14 protein-coding genes are annotated in these 14,471 nt (G+C 50.4%); 12 read left to right on the top strand and 2 right to left on the bottom strand.

Going from position 1 to position 14,471, the window contains the following annotated elements; translation table 11 throughout:
- Positions 1–155 precede the first annotated feature (155 nt).
- Positions 156–815 carry a recombinase family protein gene (locus tag LG297_RS20000; protein ID WP_404423434.1) on the bottom strand — a complete coding sequence of 220 codons (660 nt, stop codon included), beginning with the start codon at positions 813–815 and terminating at the stop codon, positions 156–158.
- 621 nt (positions 816–1,436) lie between these two features.
- Here LG297_RS20000 and LG297_RS19995 point away from each other — a divergent pair.
- Entirely contained in the window at positions 1,437–2,627 is a 1,191-nt protein-coding gene (locus LG297_RS19995; RefSeq protein ID WP_404423432.1) for an AAA family ATPase, read from the top strand.
- Complete coding sequence (locus LG297_RS19990) at positions 2,624–3,319, top strand: hypothetical protein (protein WP_404423430.1); 696 nt, start codon at positions 2,624–2,626, stop codon at positions 3,317–3,319. Before LG297_RS19995 ends, LG297_RS19990 begins: the two co-directional genes overlap by 4 nt.
- Here LG297_RS19990 and LG297_RS19985 read toward each other — a convergent pair.
- Positions 3,291–4,739 carry a tyrosine-type recombinase/integrase gene (locus LG297_RS19985; protein ID WP_404423428.1) on the bottom strand — a complete coding sequence of 483 codons (1,449 nt, stop codon included), beginning with the start codon at positions 4,737–4,739 and terminating at the stop codon, positions 3,291–3,293. The two genes, LG297_RS19990 and LG297_RS19985, sit on opposite strands and share 29 nt — an antisense overlap.
- Before the next feature lie 272 nt (positions 4,740–5,011).
- Between LG297_RS19985 and LG297_RS19980 the strand changes: the two genes are divergently transcribed.
- The 10 genes from LG297_RS19980 to LG297_RS19935 all read left to right on the top strand — a co-directional run bounded on the left by LG297_RS19980 (position 5,012) and on the right by LG297_RS19935 (position 14,411).
- Complete coding sequence (locus LG297_RS19980; RefSeq protein ID WP_404426971.1) at positions 5,012–5,938, top strand: glycosyltransferase family 2 protein; 927 nt, start codon at positions 5,012–5,014, stop codon at positions 5,936–5,938.
- A gap of 12 nt (positions 5,939–5,950) precedes the next feature.
- Positions 5,951–7,186 carry an O-antigen ligase family protein gene (locus LG297_RS19975; RefSeq protein WP_404423426.1) on the top strand — a complete coding sequence of 412 codons (1,236 nt, stop codon included), beginning with the start codon at positions 5,951–5,953 and terminating at the stop codon, positions 7,184–7,186.
- Positions 7,187–7,286: 100 nt separating this feature from the next.
- Positions 7,287–7,898, top strand: a complete 612-nt coding sequence (locus LG297_RS19970; RefSeq protein ID WP_404423424.1) for a ribonuclease D — start codon at positions 7,287–7,289, stop codon at positions 7,896–7,898.
- A 214-nt stretch (positions 7,899–8,112) separates the two neighbouring features.
- Positions 8,113–9,111, top strand: a complete 999-nt coding sequence (locus LG297_RS19965; RefSeq protein WP_404423422.1) for an SIS domain-containing protein — start codon at positions 8,113–8,115, stop codon at positions 9,109–9,111.
- A gap of 3 nt (positions 9,112–9,114) precedes the next feature.
- A complete protein-coding gene (lptC, locus tag LG297_RS19960) occupies positions 9,115–9,822 on the top strand; it encodes an LPS export ABC transporter periplasmic protein LptC (RefSeq protein ID WP_404423420.1) in 708 nt (235 codons plus the stop codon).
- Positions 9,819–10,682: an LptA/OstA family protein gene (locus LG297_RS19955; RefSeq protein WP_404423418.1), complete on the top strand. Its 864-nt coding sequence runs from the start codon at positions 9,819–9,821 to the stop codon at positions 10,680–10,682. Before lptC ends, LG297_RS19955 begins: the two co-directional genes overlap by 4 nt.
- Positions 10,683–10,790: 108 nt before the next feature.
- The gene (lptB, locus tag LG297_RS19950; RefSeq protein ID WP_223305226.1) at positions 10,791–11,525 is read left to right on the top strand and encodes an LPS export ABC transporter ATP-binding protein; all 735 of its coding nucleotides are present in this window, start codon (positions 10,791–10,793) and stop codon (positions 11,523–11,525) included.
- 49 nt (positions 11,526–11,574) lie between these two features.
- Positions 11,575–13,143, top strand: a complete 1,569-nt coding sequence (gene rpoN, locus LG297_RS19945; protein ID WP_404423416.1) for an RNA polymerase factor sigma-54 — start codon at positions 11,575–11,577, stop codon at positions 13,141–13,143.
- A gap of 162 nt (positions 13,144–13,305) precedes the next feature.
- Positions 13,306–13,905 (top strand): ribosome hibernation-promoting factor, HPF/YfiA family, encoded by a 600-nt coding sequence (gene hpf / locus LG297_RS19940; protein ID WP_404423414.1) that lies wholly within the window; start codon positions 13,306–13,308, stop codon positions 13,903–13,905.
- A gap of 41 nt (positions 13,906–13,946) precedes the next feature.
- On the top strand, positions 13,947–14,411 hold the full coding sequence (locus LG297_RS19935) for a PTS sugar transporter subunit IIA (protein ID WP_404423412.1): 465 nt from the start codon (positions 13,947–13,949) through the stop codon (positions 14,409–14,411).
- The last annotated feature ends 60 nt before the right edge of the window (positions 14,412–14,471 follow it).

The following is a 14,471-nucleotide window of genomic DNA, read 5'->3' as shown; positions in this document are numbered from 1 at the left end:
GAAGATGCGCAGGGAAGTTGGTTCGGCTGATTTATCCAAGGGTGCGGTGTAATTATAGAGGGGGTTTTGGGCGGCTGGAGAGTCCTTGAGGGTGTTTGGCTACAACCCCAGCCATCAGAGACCCAATGACTTCCCAGAGTCCGCAAAACAGCTTCCTAGGATGCCAACCTATCGAGCACCCGCTTCACCTGGGGGGCTTGCCACTCTGCCCCGCGTGCGGTCTTGATACCGGCCTTATTCAGTGCTGCGGCGATATCTCTCAGACTGTCGCCGCGATCACGCAACGGGACAACGATGTTTTCCAGATTGCTGGCGCGTTTCTGAGCCTGTTCCTGGATTGCGATATTACGCTTCATTGTCTTGTCCCGTAGTCCGCCCAGCTTCTGCCCGCGCTCCTTTGCTTGTCGCAGGGCGGCTTTCGTGCGCTGGGATATGAATTCGCGTTCTTGTTCAGCGAGTGCTGCATAAATGTGGAGTTGGAACTTGTCCGCATGGGGCATGGAAGCGACACGCAAGGCCAGCTTAGGGTCATCTATCAGGTGGGAAATAAAGGAGACCTTGCGGCTTAAGCGGTCCAGCTTCGCCACCAACAAAGTGGCCTTATCTCGCTTTGCCTGGTCAATCGCCTTGATGAGTTCTGGGCGGTCGTCATTCTTGCCAGACAGCACATCAACATATTCACCCACTACCTCGAATGGCTCTGGGCTGTAGGTGACCAGGTAAATGGCGATGTCGCGTGACTGGGCTTCCAGACCCAGGCCGCTCTTGCCCTGATCAACCGTACTAACGCGCTTATAGATGACGTAACGCTGCATGATTTTTGAGTCTCAAATACAGATCACTGTGACCAAGGTCCGCACTTATAGGCATTTGAAAAGAGCGCGTCAGGCACACCTTCCACTTTCGTTCCTTGGACTGGAGATATGACGCATATCCGCAAAGAAGCGTCACTGTCTCGCTGCTGGATAACTGTGTTGGAGGAGATTATTGGCCCAATCTGATAGCCGCTAGGTGCCATGTATTTGCCTGTGACAAAGGCGAGAACGCCAGCGATAGCTAGTGCCAATAGGCAGAGTTTGCGATAGCTGAAGTGCATGTTTTGGTGCCCACGGTGAATATGACTCCGCTTGTTAAGATGCATCGTTACAAATGTCAACGTTCGTTGTGAGTGTTACAAAGGTTTTGGTATTAGGACGAATTGCTTAAATTCGGAGTTTTGGGGGCAGTAAAGTCAATCTGGAGAAGTGAAAGGGGGCCGGGATGGGGGGGGGGGGATTGGAAAGGTTGGATGCATCATTACGTAAAGAGTTTGTGCCAACAATTATTCCGAGATCTCTGATTGAATCAGGCAATTTTTGATTGTTGCTATAAGTGAAATATTCAATTTAAATGGTATTCGGCAATGATTTTTAAAGGCCGCAAAGTGAGGTATTTTCGTGTTCTTTTTCTTCTTTAATGACTCGGACTTCAATGAACTATACGAAAAAATGCCAAATGAAAGTGGTGTTTATATAGTAACTGGTCCCAACGGTTGTGGAAAATCGAGATTTCTATCTCATATTTCGAGCTCTATTCTCGAAAAAATAAAGAATGGGGATAAAGAGTATAATAGATTAATTTGCTTGTCCGGCTCAGTGTCCGATAAATTTCCGCAAGATATGTTTCGAAAATATAGTAAATCGTCATCTGATTATAGTAATTATATTTCTGAATATGAATATTTTGATTACAAAGAGAATGATAAAATTAGAGATTATGCATACTTCGGTAAACAGAGAAATAAAACAAACTTTACCGAGTTAGCTCCATTTCAGAGACTTATGTTTTATATTCATGACATGAATGAGTCTCAAGAATATGAAGTTCCGGAAGTTGCAGATTTCTTCAATTATATCGGATTGGACCCTGTTATTGAATTCAAGGTCGCATTCAAAGAATCCGTACATCAATTCGAGGAGAGATTTGGAAGTATAAGAATGCATCTTCTAGATATGCATTTAAGACAAGCTGATTCGTTAGACTGGCTGGATTTATTTCGTAAAGGTCTTGCAAGATTATCTGATTTCTACGTTTCCAAGCGCGGAAAAAAAATAGGATTCAGAAATCTAAGTTCAGGAGAAAGGTCGTCAATTATTAGTATGCTGTCGCTAGCGTTCTCGGTCCGCGGCGATTGTATTGTTCTCTATGATGAGCCAGAAAACTCTCTCCATCCTGAATGGCAATTGGAGATAGTTGCTCGGATGTGGAAATTGATATCCAAATATTCAGAAAATAGTAAGCTGATTGTGGCCACTCATTCTCCGTTGATAATATCGGGTTCCAGGAACTCATATACTCATGTCCTAGATATGAAATCGGATGGCGAGTGGCGTCCTTCAGAAATGTACGGCAACACGCCTGGAGCAATTCTCAAAGAACAGTTCGGTGTTGATTCGCCGCGATCAAGGGCTTTTTTGTTAGTATTTCAGGAGTGCCTAGATGCTTACGTAGTGAGGACGTCTAAACCGGAAGAGTTCATGGAGAAGGCCGACAGGCTGGCAAATCTGCATGTTACTTTTCACGAGGAGGATGCGCTTTACCTTCCATACCAGACGTTGATGAATGCACGCGAGGAGTTAAAACAATGAGTTTTGGCTCTGGAAAGCTTGATGTAAGTTTTGCACAGGAAATTCTGGAAGACGAAAAGCACAAGGATGTTGTTAGTGGTCTTTTGGACGGTAGCGTGAATTGGTACGCAGAGGCGGCAAAACCTCTAAAAGATGAACTGAGAGTCGCTTTACGACAAGCATCAGAAGAAAGATGTGTTTATTGCCGAAGAATTCCTGTCGTTGACCCGCGTACCAATGCATCTGAACATGTTGAACATTTTCTCGATAAATCAAAAGAAAAGTATAAAAGATTCATTGTTTCTCCATTTAATCTCTCAATTTCCTGTAACTCATGCAATATTCAAAAAAAAACTAAGGATATGCTGTTAGCGGACATTGATGAAAATTCAATACCGCCAACTCAATGCGGGCAGTATCACTGGTTGCACCCATGCTATGATGATTATTTTGAAAATATTCAGATAGATAAGGGTTGGGTGTATTCGATTAAGCACCAGGCTCCCGCGGCAGCCGCGGCAAAAAATTTAATAGATGAATGCCGTTTGATCGTGATTAGTGAAATCGAGGAACGAAAAAACGCTGAGGTCGATAGTGTTTTTGATGAAGTGTTAGAATGCATGCTGAATTGGAAAGATGACCCTAATTCTACTGCAGAAAAAGTGAGTTCAATTATGGGTCGTGCTAGGGAAGAAGTGTGGAAGAACATTTAGTTCGACTATTTATCATGTAAGTGACTGTTTCTGGATATTTGAGTTTTTCAATGGCGCCTCGCAAGTCAACGTATTGTCCTTTTGTGTAGCGTCCAATGGTAATGTCATGCCTTTTGTGGCCAACCAACAACTTAATTGTTCCGACAGCAACGTCTGCGCCTTCAAGGAGTTCAATATAGGTGCGACGCGCCGAATGTAACCCCTGTCGCTTTCCGTTTGGCATATTCAGGTTTCGACGTTTCCTATTGAATTCTTTGTTGATGTAGCTGTGGCGCTTTTTGTCAGTATCGAAGACAAGCTTTGGATAAAACGGGAATACCCAACGGCCAATTTGTTCGTTTGTTAAGCGCTCCATCAGGGGCGCGAATGCTTGTGGGATAGGAACACGACGCCGAGCGCTTTTGGTTTTTGTGCCAGGCAAACTGACCCAATAGCCATCCTCTTCTTTTGTAATGTGCTTCCATTCGAGAGCCGTGATTTCGGCACTCCGGCCCCCAGTTACAAGTGAGAGGCGAAGAACATCAGCGAATAGCGGTGGGTCGAGCTTGGTTAGGAGCGTTTCAATGTCTTCGAACGAGAACGGTGCTTCTTCGTCGGCCTCCGCCTTTACTTCACCCGTTCCGATACGGATGTGGTCTGGGTATTCGTGGTCATCCCAAACACTACTCTTTTCCTCGACAAAGCCACCCGTCATAGCGTGCTTCCAAACGCCACGGAGCCCGCTAAGAGCCAGATTGGCGGTCTTCCCCATCTTGCCATGATAGGTTTCTTCAACAAACTCACGGACTTTTCTGCGGGTGATTTGATCGTAGTACTCGATCTGCTGCCGAGCACACCAATCGGAGAAGCGCTTTATAGCCCGTTCGTATTCATCTCTGGTACTCACGGAAAGCTTCGGGCCATTTGCTTTGCGCCAGCTTTCGGTGATCGTGTCAATTTTGGTGCGTGGGTTTAACGCATCGTTGGCAAAGTTCTCTGCCTGAACCTGTATTTCGTTGGCGGCTTGCCGAATCGCGACTGGGATGGGTTCCCCAGCCTTGTGCTGAGGTGATGCTTTGAAGGCTTCAATACGCTTAAGGCGCTGTTTGGTGCCCCATTCGGAAACCAAGTCCAGCAAAATGTCTTTTTCGGAAAAGTTGTCGGGCTCCGCGTGGTCGTCCGCGTTTTTGTAAGCGGCAATAAGCTCTTGAAGCTCTTGCAGAACGTTCTGATCGTCTGGGAAGTGCTTTGCAAGTAGGCGGGTGACCTCTGCTTGAACTTCTGCCAGACGCACGGGATAGAGCTTTTTAGCGGTGGATAGGTCTGCTGTGCCCAAACTGCGATATATGGCAGATGTGCGCATGACTTGGCGGAGTTTCTGGGGAAGCGGATATTGAATTTCGTAGTTGTTTTTGCCGGGTCGCTTAACGGGTTTGCCCATTCGTCGATACTCAGGTATTGATGCTCTGTACTACCGAAATGTACTACCTGATTCGAGCTGTCAAGCCCTTGGAAACTCTAGAATCCTTGCAAATCAACACTTACATGGTGCAATGCGTAGACGGTCTTCTCCTGGGCACCATACCCCAGTACACCCGACAGTGTACTGGGGTATTGTCGTTTTGGATTGCATTTTACGGCACTTTGTCTTTCTGTAACCTGAGTTACTGGTTACAAGCGGAAATCACCTCAGAAAATAGAGCCTTGGATATCATGCAACCCGACGTCAGTTTCGTTCTACCGGTTTATAACAAGGCTGCAGCTCTTCCTTATTTCTTTGCTTCCCTTTTGGCTCAAACTGGCAACATTTCCTTCGAGGTTGTTTTTATCGACGATGTGTCAACCGACAATTCGTTGGAAATCCTAAACGAATTTGCCGCAGCGCATGACTTTGTTCGTGTGATTGGTAACAAGGTCAATGCGGGCCCATCCATTCGGCTCAATCAGGGTGTTCAGAAAGCACAGGGCACATATCTGGCGCTGTTTGACTGCGATGAGATTCTTGCGCCGAACGCGATTGAAACCATGCTGTCACTCGCGAAAAGGTATGGGGCGGATATGGTGCATGGACGTGGCAGAAAGACGGCCGCACCGATTGAAGAGGTCGTGGCCGAGCCAATTGGCGAAAATTTCAATTTCACCATCCATAACGATCCTCTTGCACGAATACTGGGACGCGGGATGGTGCGGATGACCTGGCTGGTAACGCGTGAGTTATTTCATAAGGCCGGAGGGTGTGACGAGGCGGTTTTTGTTCAGGATGAATCGTTAGCGTTGCGGTTGGCATTAAAAGCGCGGTCTGTTGTCGAGGCTGACATGATCGTAACGATGGTCCCTGATATGGGTAGTCACATTTCGCAAAACACATTGCAACTGAACCATGATCGGTTTCTGGTACACTTGAACTTCTTGTTGGAGCATCCGGAATTGCCTTCGGGCGTACGTTTAAAGCTTTATCAGAAATGCATATCTGCCATTAAAAAGGCACGGAGGGACGGAGCGCCTTTCGCGGCAATTCCGATTTTGACGCGTTACATAATTGGAAAACTTGGTCTTGTGGATCCCGATCCGGAATATCTGATGTCCTATAGGAATATTTTTCAGAAATTGTCGAAAATTCGTCGCATTGAAGAGAAGTGAGTTAGTAAGGCAATGAATTCGCTTGATAAAAGGCTGCATATTGTTACCAGTTTTTTGCTGTGTTGCGTGCCTGTATTTCTTTTATTTACGAGGGCGGTGGCTGATATCGCGGTCGTTTTAATCGCCCTGATTTTTTTAGCACGTTCGGCCATGGCAAAAGATTGGTCATGGGTCCGTGAAAAGGACATTTTTATCCTTTTGCTCCTCTTCGCCCTAATGAATGTAGTGGTTTCACCCTTTGCAGAACATGTGGGCAAAAGTTTCGAACGTTCGCTAAGCTGGCTGCGATTTGTTGTCTTTTATGCTGCGGTGACCCGGTGGGTTCTGACCGATGCGCGTACTATCAAGCAGTTCGTAATAGTTCTTTTCATTACGCTTGGCATCGCTGCTCTTGATGCTATTTATCAGTTTTTCACAGGAGCCTCGTTATTGACCGGTCAAGCGATGAGTGGTCGTCTGACCGGTCCGTTAGATCGCCCGAATATTGGCATGTATCTCTCCAAGCTTGGGCTTGCCGCACTGGCGATGGCCTTCATGCTCTATACCAACAAGATGTCCAGGAAACTCTTCGTTGTTGGATGTTGCTTGTCGCCACTGCTCTTGTTCGTTGTGTTTCTCAGTGGCGAGCGAGCGGCAAGCGTGCTGACTTTGCTTGCAATTGTGTTGGCGCTTTTCAGCTTGTTTCTTGCAGGCGGCACAGCGCGCAAAATTGCTGCGGGATTAGCAATTCTTGGTGGATCTGCATTAGCCCTGTTACTTGTTACGAGTGACCGTATTTGGGGGCGAGTGGAAGCATTGGCGAATGTTGTCTCGGATTATACCGACTCAATATATGGTCAGCTTGTTTTGCTGGGGTTGCGATTCTTTTCCGAAAATCCGCTAACAGGGAGCGGTATGGGAAACTATCCGTTGGTTTGTAAGGATTATACAGCAGCTGCTTTGACAAACGTACCGTGCCATCCTCATCCTCATAATTTCTATGTTGAATGGTTGTCTGATACCGGGCTGATCGGGACCGTGCCATTTACTATTTTCATGACGGTTCTTTATTGGATGGGGCTTCAAACTTTATTTGGGCCACGAGAAAGCCGCTTGCTGGGCGGCTTGTATCTTGGTGTTCTTGTTATGTCCTTGTTCCCGTTCTCTGTAACACAAAGTCTGTTTTCGAACTGGCCTGCTATATTGGCTTGGACGTCGATCGCAAGTGGGGTTGCCGCGATTCGGTTTTTTGGATCGAAATCTGCTTGATGAAAAAGCCCTGTTTTCTTCTGGATTTAGGGCTTTTTGCATCGCGACCCCGGGAATGCTGTGTTAAGACAGGGCCAAACCAGCATTCCGGAGAATTGCGATGACCAATTTCCTCCATCACGGAGATTTGCCCGGCGGGCTTGATCTTGGCAAAATCGTTGCCATTGACAGTGAAACCATGGGCCTTAATCCGCACCGAGATCGTCTGTGCGTTGTTCAGCTCTCGGCTGGCGATGGTGATGCCCATCTGGTGAAGTTCGACGGGGAAAATTACGAGGCGCCCAACCTTAAGAAGCTTCTGGCTGATCCGTCGGTTCTGAAGCTGTTTCACTTTGGGCGCTTCGATATTGCGGTGATGGACAAATATCTTGGTGTGCGGTGCGCGCCGGTCTATTGCACCAAGATCGCATCGAAACTGGTGCGTACCTATACTGACCGTCACGGACTGAAGGATCTGGTGCGTGAACTGGTTGGCGTTAATCTGGACAAGCAGCAGCAAAGTTCTGACTGGGGTTCGGCTGATCTTTCAGACGAACAGATCGCCTATGCCGCATCCGATGTGCTGTATCTGCACAAGGCCAAGGAAGAGCTTGATCGTCGTTTGGCGCGGGAAGGCCGCACCGAACTGGCGCAGGCCTGCTTTGAGTTCCTGCCGACACGGGCGACGCTGGATCTGTCGGGCTGGGAAGAGACGGATATTTTCGCGCACTAAACCCGTCCCTTTGCCGGTCGATTTTGTCCGTCAAATTTTTACGTTGCAGGCCTGTGATGTTAATCCTGTATCAACCGGCTTGGGGTATGGGAATTGACCATGTTGAAGCGTAGGTACATATTGGCTTTTGCGGCTTGCCAGAGCAGATGTTCCCGCCCATCTCTTTCCTGTGAACATTTTGGAATGTTTTTGCGGGGAAATGAAAAAGAAACCGATGACAGTAACCCCGAAACTGCAAAATACACCCGAACCGGCATCTGAAAAAGATATTGAGGTCGCCCGCCGGGTTCTAGCGATTGAGGCGGATGCGCTGCGTGATCTCTCTGAATCGCTGAATGGCGATTTTTGCAAGGCGATTGATCTGATCGAAAGCCTGACCGGTCGTCTGGTTGTGACTGGTATGGGCAAAAGTGGCCATATCGCCAAGAAAATTGCCGCGACCTTTGCCTCGACCGGGACACCGTCCTTTTTTGTTCATCCAGCTGAGGCCAGCCACGGTGATCTGGGCATGATTGGCAAGAACGATGCGGTGCTTGCCCTGTCGAATTCCGGCGAAACACCGGAACTGTCTGACATCATTGCCTATACCAGACGCTTCAATGTCCCGCTGATCGGGATGACCCGCCGCCCGGAAAGCTCATTGGCGGTGCAATCCGACTATCCGCTGATCCTGCCCAACAGTCCGGAAGCATGCCCCAACAAGCAGGCACCGACGACATCAACCACAGCGATGCTGGCCTTTGCCGATGCACTTGCCGTGACGCTGATGGAACGCCGCGGCTTTAGCGCTGATGATTTCCGGACCTTCCATCCCGGCGGGAAGCTGGGGCAGCGGTTGCTGCATGTAAGCGACGTCATGCATGGTGTTGCCGATATTCCGTTGGTCGGCGAAGAGGCCTTGATGTCAGAAGCATTGGTGATCATGACCGGCAAATCGTTTGGCTGTGTCGGTGTGCTTGATAATGATGGCAAGATGACCGGTATTGTGACCGATGGTGATTTGCGCCGACATATGGCGGATAATCTGGTGGCGATGCGTGTTGCCGACGTGATGACGCGCAATCCCAAGGCTACCAAGGCTGATCTTTTGGCGGTTGAGGCACTTGCCGTTATGAATGATCGCAGCATCACCGCCCTGTTTGTTGTCGACGATATCGGTAAGCCGGTAGGACTTGTTCATATCCATGACCTTCTGCGTTTGGGGGTTGCGTAATCCATGAGCGAGGATCGGAAGGCAGAGGTCGAACGGGCAGCGCGCACGGCGCGCATGAACGATCGCCTGCCGTCCGGACGGCGCGATGTGCGGATCAATCCGTTCCGCCGCACAATCGTCAATATGCTCAAGTTGGTTCTGCCGCTGATTGCGGCAACGCTGATCGCGCTTGTTGTGTTGTGGCCGCAGATCGAAAAGGTCCAGGAAAGCGGTTTTCGCCTCGGCTTTTCAACCACGCCCGATGATCTGATGGAAAATGTCACCATGAGCAATCCACGCTTTTTTGGCGTGGACAGTAACCGGCAGCCCTTCACGGTGACGGCCAATGAAGCCGTCGAGCAACCCGAAAACGAAGACCGTCTCGCACATGTGCGTCTTGATGCACCGCAAGCCGATATCACGCTTGAGGATGGCTCCTGGATTGCACTGACCGCGGATGAAGGATTCTACACCGAAAGCGATGAGCTCCTCGATCTGGTCGGAACCGTTAATATGTATCACGATCAGGGGTTCGAAATTCATACCGAGCAGGCCGAGATTGCATTAAATAACGGAAGCGCCAAAGGCAACGAGCCTGTTGACGGGCAGGGACCGTTTGGAACGATCAAATCGGATACCGGGTTCGAGCTTGAAGACAAGGGGGCGGTAATCCGCTTTTTGGGCAATGCCCGTCTGGTGGTCTTCGATAGTGCGTTGAAAGGGAAATCATGATCGCAATTGCGCGTTTTGCGATGCGCCGTTATATGGCCGCAACAATACTGGGTGGCATGGTGCTGGCCCCGTTTGTGCCGGTTCATGCCGATCCGCTTGGGCTTGCCCAGAGTGGTGGTGGCGGGCTTGAAGTCGAGTCTGATAACGGCATCGAATGGCGTCGCAACGAGCAGGTTCTGATTGCTCGGGGGAATGCGGTTGCCAAACGCGGCAATTCGCGTGTTGATGCCGACGAGTTGCGTGCGCTTTATCGTGATCGTGACGGTCAAAGCGAGATTTACCGTATTATCGCGACTGGTAATGTCAAACTGTCATCGGAGACCGACGTCGCAACAGGTGATCAGGCTGTCTATGATATTGACGATGCTGTGGTCGTCCTGACGGGGGATAATTTGCAGTACAAAACCCCGACCGAGACACTGACGGCCGAGGAAAGCCTGGAATACTGGGAAACCGAGCGTATGGCAGTGGCGCGCGGTGACGCGGTGGCTGTTGCCGAGGATCGTACCCTTCGCGCCGACATTTTGACTGCACGGTTTGAGGCTGGCGATAATGGTGAAAATGAACTCAGCCGCATTGACGGCGATGGGAATGTGACCATCCGCACGCCGACGGATTTTGTGGTTGGCAATCAAGGTGTTTACGATGCGAAAACGGGTATCGCAACCCTTGTCGGATCGGTTAAGATCACCCGCGGCGAAAACCAGTTGAATGGGGATCGTGCTGTTGTTGATCTGAATACAGGTGTCAGCCGATTGACCGCCAACGAAAATGGCGATGGCAAAAGCCGCGTTCGCGGCCTGCTTGTGCCGGAAAAAGACGAAGAAAACAGCCCGGGTCAATCCGGGAATGGCAACTGACGAAGGGTCGGGAATTTGTTCTGGTCGCGCAAAAGCGGAAAATCCGACGGTACACATGCACACAAGACAGGCAGTGGCAGTAATGAGTCTTCCGGTACTGGTCCGCGACTGGTAACAGCCAACAAGGGGTTAGTGGCGCACAATCTTGGCAAAAGTTTCAAGAAACGCCCGGTGCTTAAAGACGTATCGATGTCGGTACAGCGCGGTGAGGCTGTCGGCCTTCTGGGGCCGAACGGGGCGGGGAAGACCACAAGTTTCTATATCATTACCGGCCTGATTTCCCCGGATCGGGGTAATATTTCGCTTGATGGGCGCGATATCACAATGATGCCGATGTATCAGCGGGCACGTATGGGAATCGGCTATTTGCCCCAAGAAGCCTCTATTTTCCGCGGCATGACCGTCGAACAGAACATCATGGCCGTGCTTGAGGTTGTCGAAGACGACCGGATCAAACGTGAACAGAACCTTGAAGATCTTCTGGCTGAATTTGCCATTGAGCATTTGCGTCGGACACCGGCCCTTGCCCTGTCGGGCGGGGAACGCCGGCGTTGCGAGATTGCACGTGCCCTTGCAGCACACCCGAATTTCGTTCTGCTCGACGAACCGCTGGCCGGTATCGACCCGATTGCAGTCGGTGATATTCGCGATCTTGTACGTCATCTGAAAGATCGTGGCATTGGGGTCTTGATTACCGACCACAATGTGCGCGAGACTCTGGACATCATTGACCGGGCATATATCTTGCATGACGGTCGGGTTTTGATGGAAGGTGGTCCCGATGAAATCGTCAGGAATGACGATGTCAGAAGGGTTTATCTGGGTGATCGTTTCAGCCTTTGATCATGCACCTGGTTTTTAGGGGGTTCGGATTGACACGGGGTAGTTCATAATGGCCCTGAAGGCGCGGCTTGATCTTCGTCAGTCCCAGTCTCTTGTCATGACGCCTCAGTTGCAGCAGGCGATCAAACTGCTGCAATTTAACAACATCGAACTTTCCAATTTCATTGACAGCGAGCTTCTGGAAAATCCGCTGCTGGAGCGTGCCGATCCCGGCCAGACCTTTGCCGAACCCGGGGATGGTGCCATCGGCAATGGTGATCAGGGGATCGATTCCCGCACAAACGACGATTTTTTGGACCGCGAGGACCGTTTCGGTACCGACCGTCTGACATCCAGCGAAACTATGAGTACCGGCGATTCCGGTCCGCTCGATTGTACACCGGACGCCCTTTACAACGGTGAAGGTGAAATCAGTTCCGATGGTGGCCCTGTTGCCGGGAATCATGATTATTCGTCACCCTACAGCGGTGGAGCAGCCGGTCGTGGCAGCGGCGAGGATTTGCCGGGACTTGAACAGACCCTTGCCGATCAGCCGACCCTGCGACAGTCGCTTGATGACCAGCTCAACATTGCTTTTGCTGATACCGTTTCACGTATGATCGGCAGTTATCTGATCGATATGCTTGATGAAAGCGGCTATGTGGCAGGGCCGCTGGAGGAAGTCGCCGAAGCGCTTGAATGCGATATGGGTGATGTGCTGCGCGTGCTTGCAGCGATGCAGGGATTCGAGCCGGTTGGCATTTTTGCCCGCAATCTTGCTGAATGTCTTGAACTGCAACTGCGTGAACGCAACCGGTTCGATCCGGCAATGGCAGCTTTGCTTGCCAATCTGGATCTGCTTGCTCGGCGTGAATTTGATCGCCTGCGCCGGGTTTGCGGGGTCGATGCCGACGACCTTTCGGACATGATTGCCGAAATCCGCACCCTTGACCCGCGTCCGGGCCGTACGGCTGACGGAGAACCTGCAACGCCGGTAATCCCCGATGTTCTGATGCGTGCGGCTGGAAACGGCAATTGGCATTTGGAGCTGAACAGCGAGGCATTGCCGCGTGTTCTTGTGAACGAGGATTACGCCATTCAGATTGGGAAAGGCTTGCGCAATCGCGAGGAGCGCAGCTTTCTGAGCGAGAGATTGCAAACGGCCAATTGGCTGGTGAAGGCCCTGCATCAACGCGCGACAACGATCATGAAGGTCGCAAGCGAGATTGTGCGTCAGCAGGACGGATTCTTCAATCACGGCGTATCGCATTTGCGTCCGCTTATTCTGCGTGACATTGCCGAAGCCATCGGCATGCATGAAAGTACGGTGTCGCGCGTGACAAATGGCAAGTTCATGGCGACACCGCGTGGTGTTTTTGAACTGAAATACTTTTTCACGACGGCAATTTCTTCGGCTGTCGGAGGGGATTCGCATTCTTCGGAATCTGTACGACATCGCATCAAGTCATTGATAGACGGGGAAGATCCGAAAAAGATTTTGTCCGATGACAAACTTGTCGAGCTGCTTCAAAAGGAAGGGATCGACATTGCCCGCCGAACAGTGGCAAAATACAGGGAAGCGATGAGAATTCCCTCGTCGGTTCAGCGACGGCGCGAAAAAAAGTCGCGTGTTTCCTAGCCGGTCAAACACTGCAAAATATACCGTAAGGTATTGTAGTTAAAGTAATAATACCCAAATGTTGACTTGGCATTAACGAGGGAATATGGTGCGGCCTCCTGATTGAGGGGCACTGAAGGTCCATATGTACTGGGAAGTCACTCAACTGGGGATAGGCGATCCATGCAAATTACGGTTATTGGTAAGCAACTCGACGTTGGTAACGCACTCCGTCAACACGTCGTCGAGACGTTGGACCCTGCGGTAGAGAAATATTTCGATCATGCGATCGAGGCCACGGTGACCATCACCAAACAGGCGCATCTCTATATCACGCAGATATCGGTCCATGTCGGCAAGGGCATGTTGGTTCAGGCGAAGGCATCGGCGAATGAAGTGTATCCTGCCTTCGATTCCGCCTGTGATCGTGTTGCCAAGCAATTGCGACGTTACAAGCGGCGATTGCGCGATCACCACAATACCAACCGTGATCAGTATGAGCAGGCAAGAATTGATGCGACACATTATGTGATCGCACAGGAAGACGAAGACCATTCAGATGACGAACATGTCAACGGCTTTGAGCCGGTGATCGTCGCTGAAACACCGGATCGCATTGATACGCTCTCTGTCGGAGAGGCTGTCATGCGGCTCGACTTGGGGGACATTCCGGCGCTTATGTTCCGGAATGGCAAACATGGCGGATTGAATGTTGTGTATCGTCGTGCTGACGGCAATATCGGATGGCTGGACCCATCTGATAAGGAGGCTGGTGCAGCGTGACGGATACAGATTCTTCCGAGCCAAACAACGCAACGCGAAAAATGGACATATCATCGATTCTTTCCCCTTCGGGGGTAATTCCGGCCTTGCGGTCCGGTGCTAAAAAGGCTGTCCTTGAGGAACTTGCCGAAAAGGCTGCCATTGTCACCGGGCGTGAAGCAGGCGAGATTTTTTCCGTTCTGCTTGATCGCGAGAAACTTGGCAGCACCGGCGTAGGTGGTGGTGTCGCGATTCCGCATGGCAAGCTGGCTGATCTTGACCGGTTGCACATGATCTTTGCGCGTGCCCAGAACCCGATCGAGTTCGATGCCGTGGACGAACATCCTGTCGATTTGTTCTGCATGCTGATCGCGCCGGAAGAAGCCGGTGCCGATCATCTGAAAGCACTGGCGCGGATTTCCCGCCTGTTGCGTAATCAGGGCATGTGCGACAAGTTGCGCGGTGCCGGTTCAGCCGATGCGATCTATGCATTGCTGACCCAGGATGAGGCCGAACAGGCCGCCTGAACGCGCAATTGACCGGGTACAAGTCCGGCAAGCAGCAAATATAAAAAAACCGGATGCCGT

The organism is Thalassospira australica, assembly GCF_044790785.1.
GTDB lineage: Bacteria > Pseudomonadota > Alphaproteobacteria > Rhodospirillales > Thalassospiraceae > Thalassospira > Thalassospira australica_A.
The sequence above is the reverse complement of the archived record's forward strand: the minus strand, read 5'-3'. Positions and strand labels throughout refer to the sequence as shown.

What these genes read in the sequence shown, in the direction of transcription:
- LG297_RS19970 (WP_404423424.1), top strand. Translation starts at nt 7,287, where the DNA reads ATGACCAATTTCCTCCATCACGGAGATTTGCCCGGCGGGCTTGATCTT.
- LG297_RS19990 (WP_404423430.1), top strand. Translation starts at nt 2,624, where the DNA reads ATGAGTTTTGGCTCTGGAAAGCTTGATGTAAGTTTTGCACAGGAAATT.
- hpf (WP_404423414.1), top strand. Translation starts at nt 13,306, where the DNA reads ATGCAAATTACGGTTATTGGTAAGCAACTCGACGTTGGTAACGCACTC.
- LG297_RS19975 (WP_404423426.1), top strand. Translation starts at nt 5,951, where the DNA reads ATGAATTCGCTTGATAAAAGGCTGCATATTGTTACCAGTTTTTTGCTG.
- lptC (WP_404423420.1), top strand. Translation starts at nt 9,115, where the DNA reads ATGAGCGAGGATCGGAAGGCAGAGGTCGAACGGGCAGCGCGCACGGCG.
- LG297_RS19985 (WP_404423428.1), bottom strand. Translation starts at nt 4,739, where the DNA reads ATGGGCAAACCCGTTAAGCGACCCGGCAAAAACAACTACGAAATTCAA.
- LG297_RS19965 (WP_404423422.1), top strand. Translation starts at nt 8,113, where the DNA reads ATGACAGTAACCCCGAAACTGCAAAATACACCCGAACCGGCATCTGAA.
- LG297_RS19955 (WP_404423418.1), top strand. Translation starts at nt 9,819, where the DNA reads ATGATCGCAATTGCGCGTTTTGCGATGCGCCGTTATATGGCCGCAACA.
- LG297_RS19980 (WP_404426971.1), top strand. Translation starts at nt 5,012, where the DNA reads ATGCAACCCGACGTCAGTTTCGTTCTACCGGTTTATAACAAGGCTGCA.
- rpoN (WP_404423416.1), top strand. Translation starts at nt 11,575, where the DNA reads ATGGCCCTGAAGGCGCGGCTTGATCTTCGTCAGTCCCAGTCTCTTGTC.
- LG297_RS20000 (WP_404423434.1), bottom strand. Translation starts at nt 815, where the DNA reads ATGCAGCGTTACGTCATCTATAAGCGCGTTAGTACGGTTGATCAGGGC.
- LG297_RS19935 (WP_404423412.1), top strand. Translation starts at nt 13,947, where the DNA reads ATGGACATATCATCGATTCTTTCCCCTTCGGGGGTAATTCCGGCCTTG.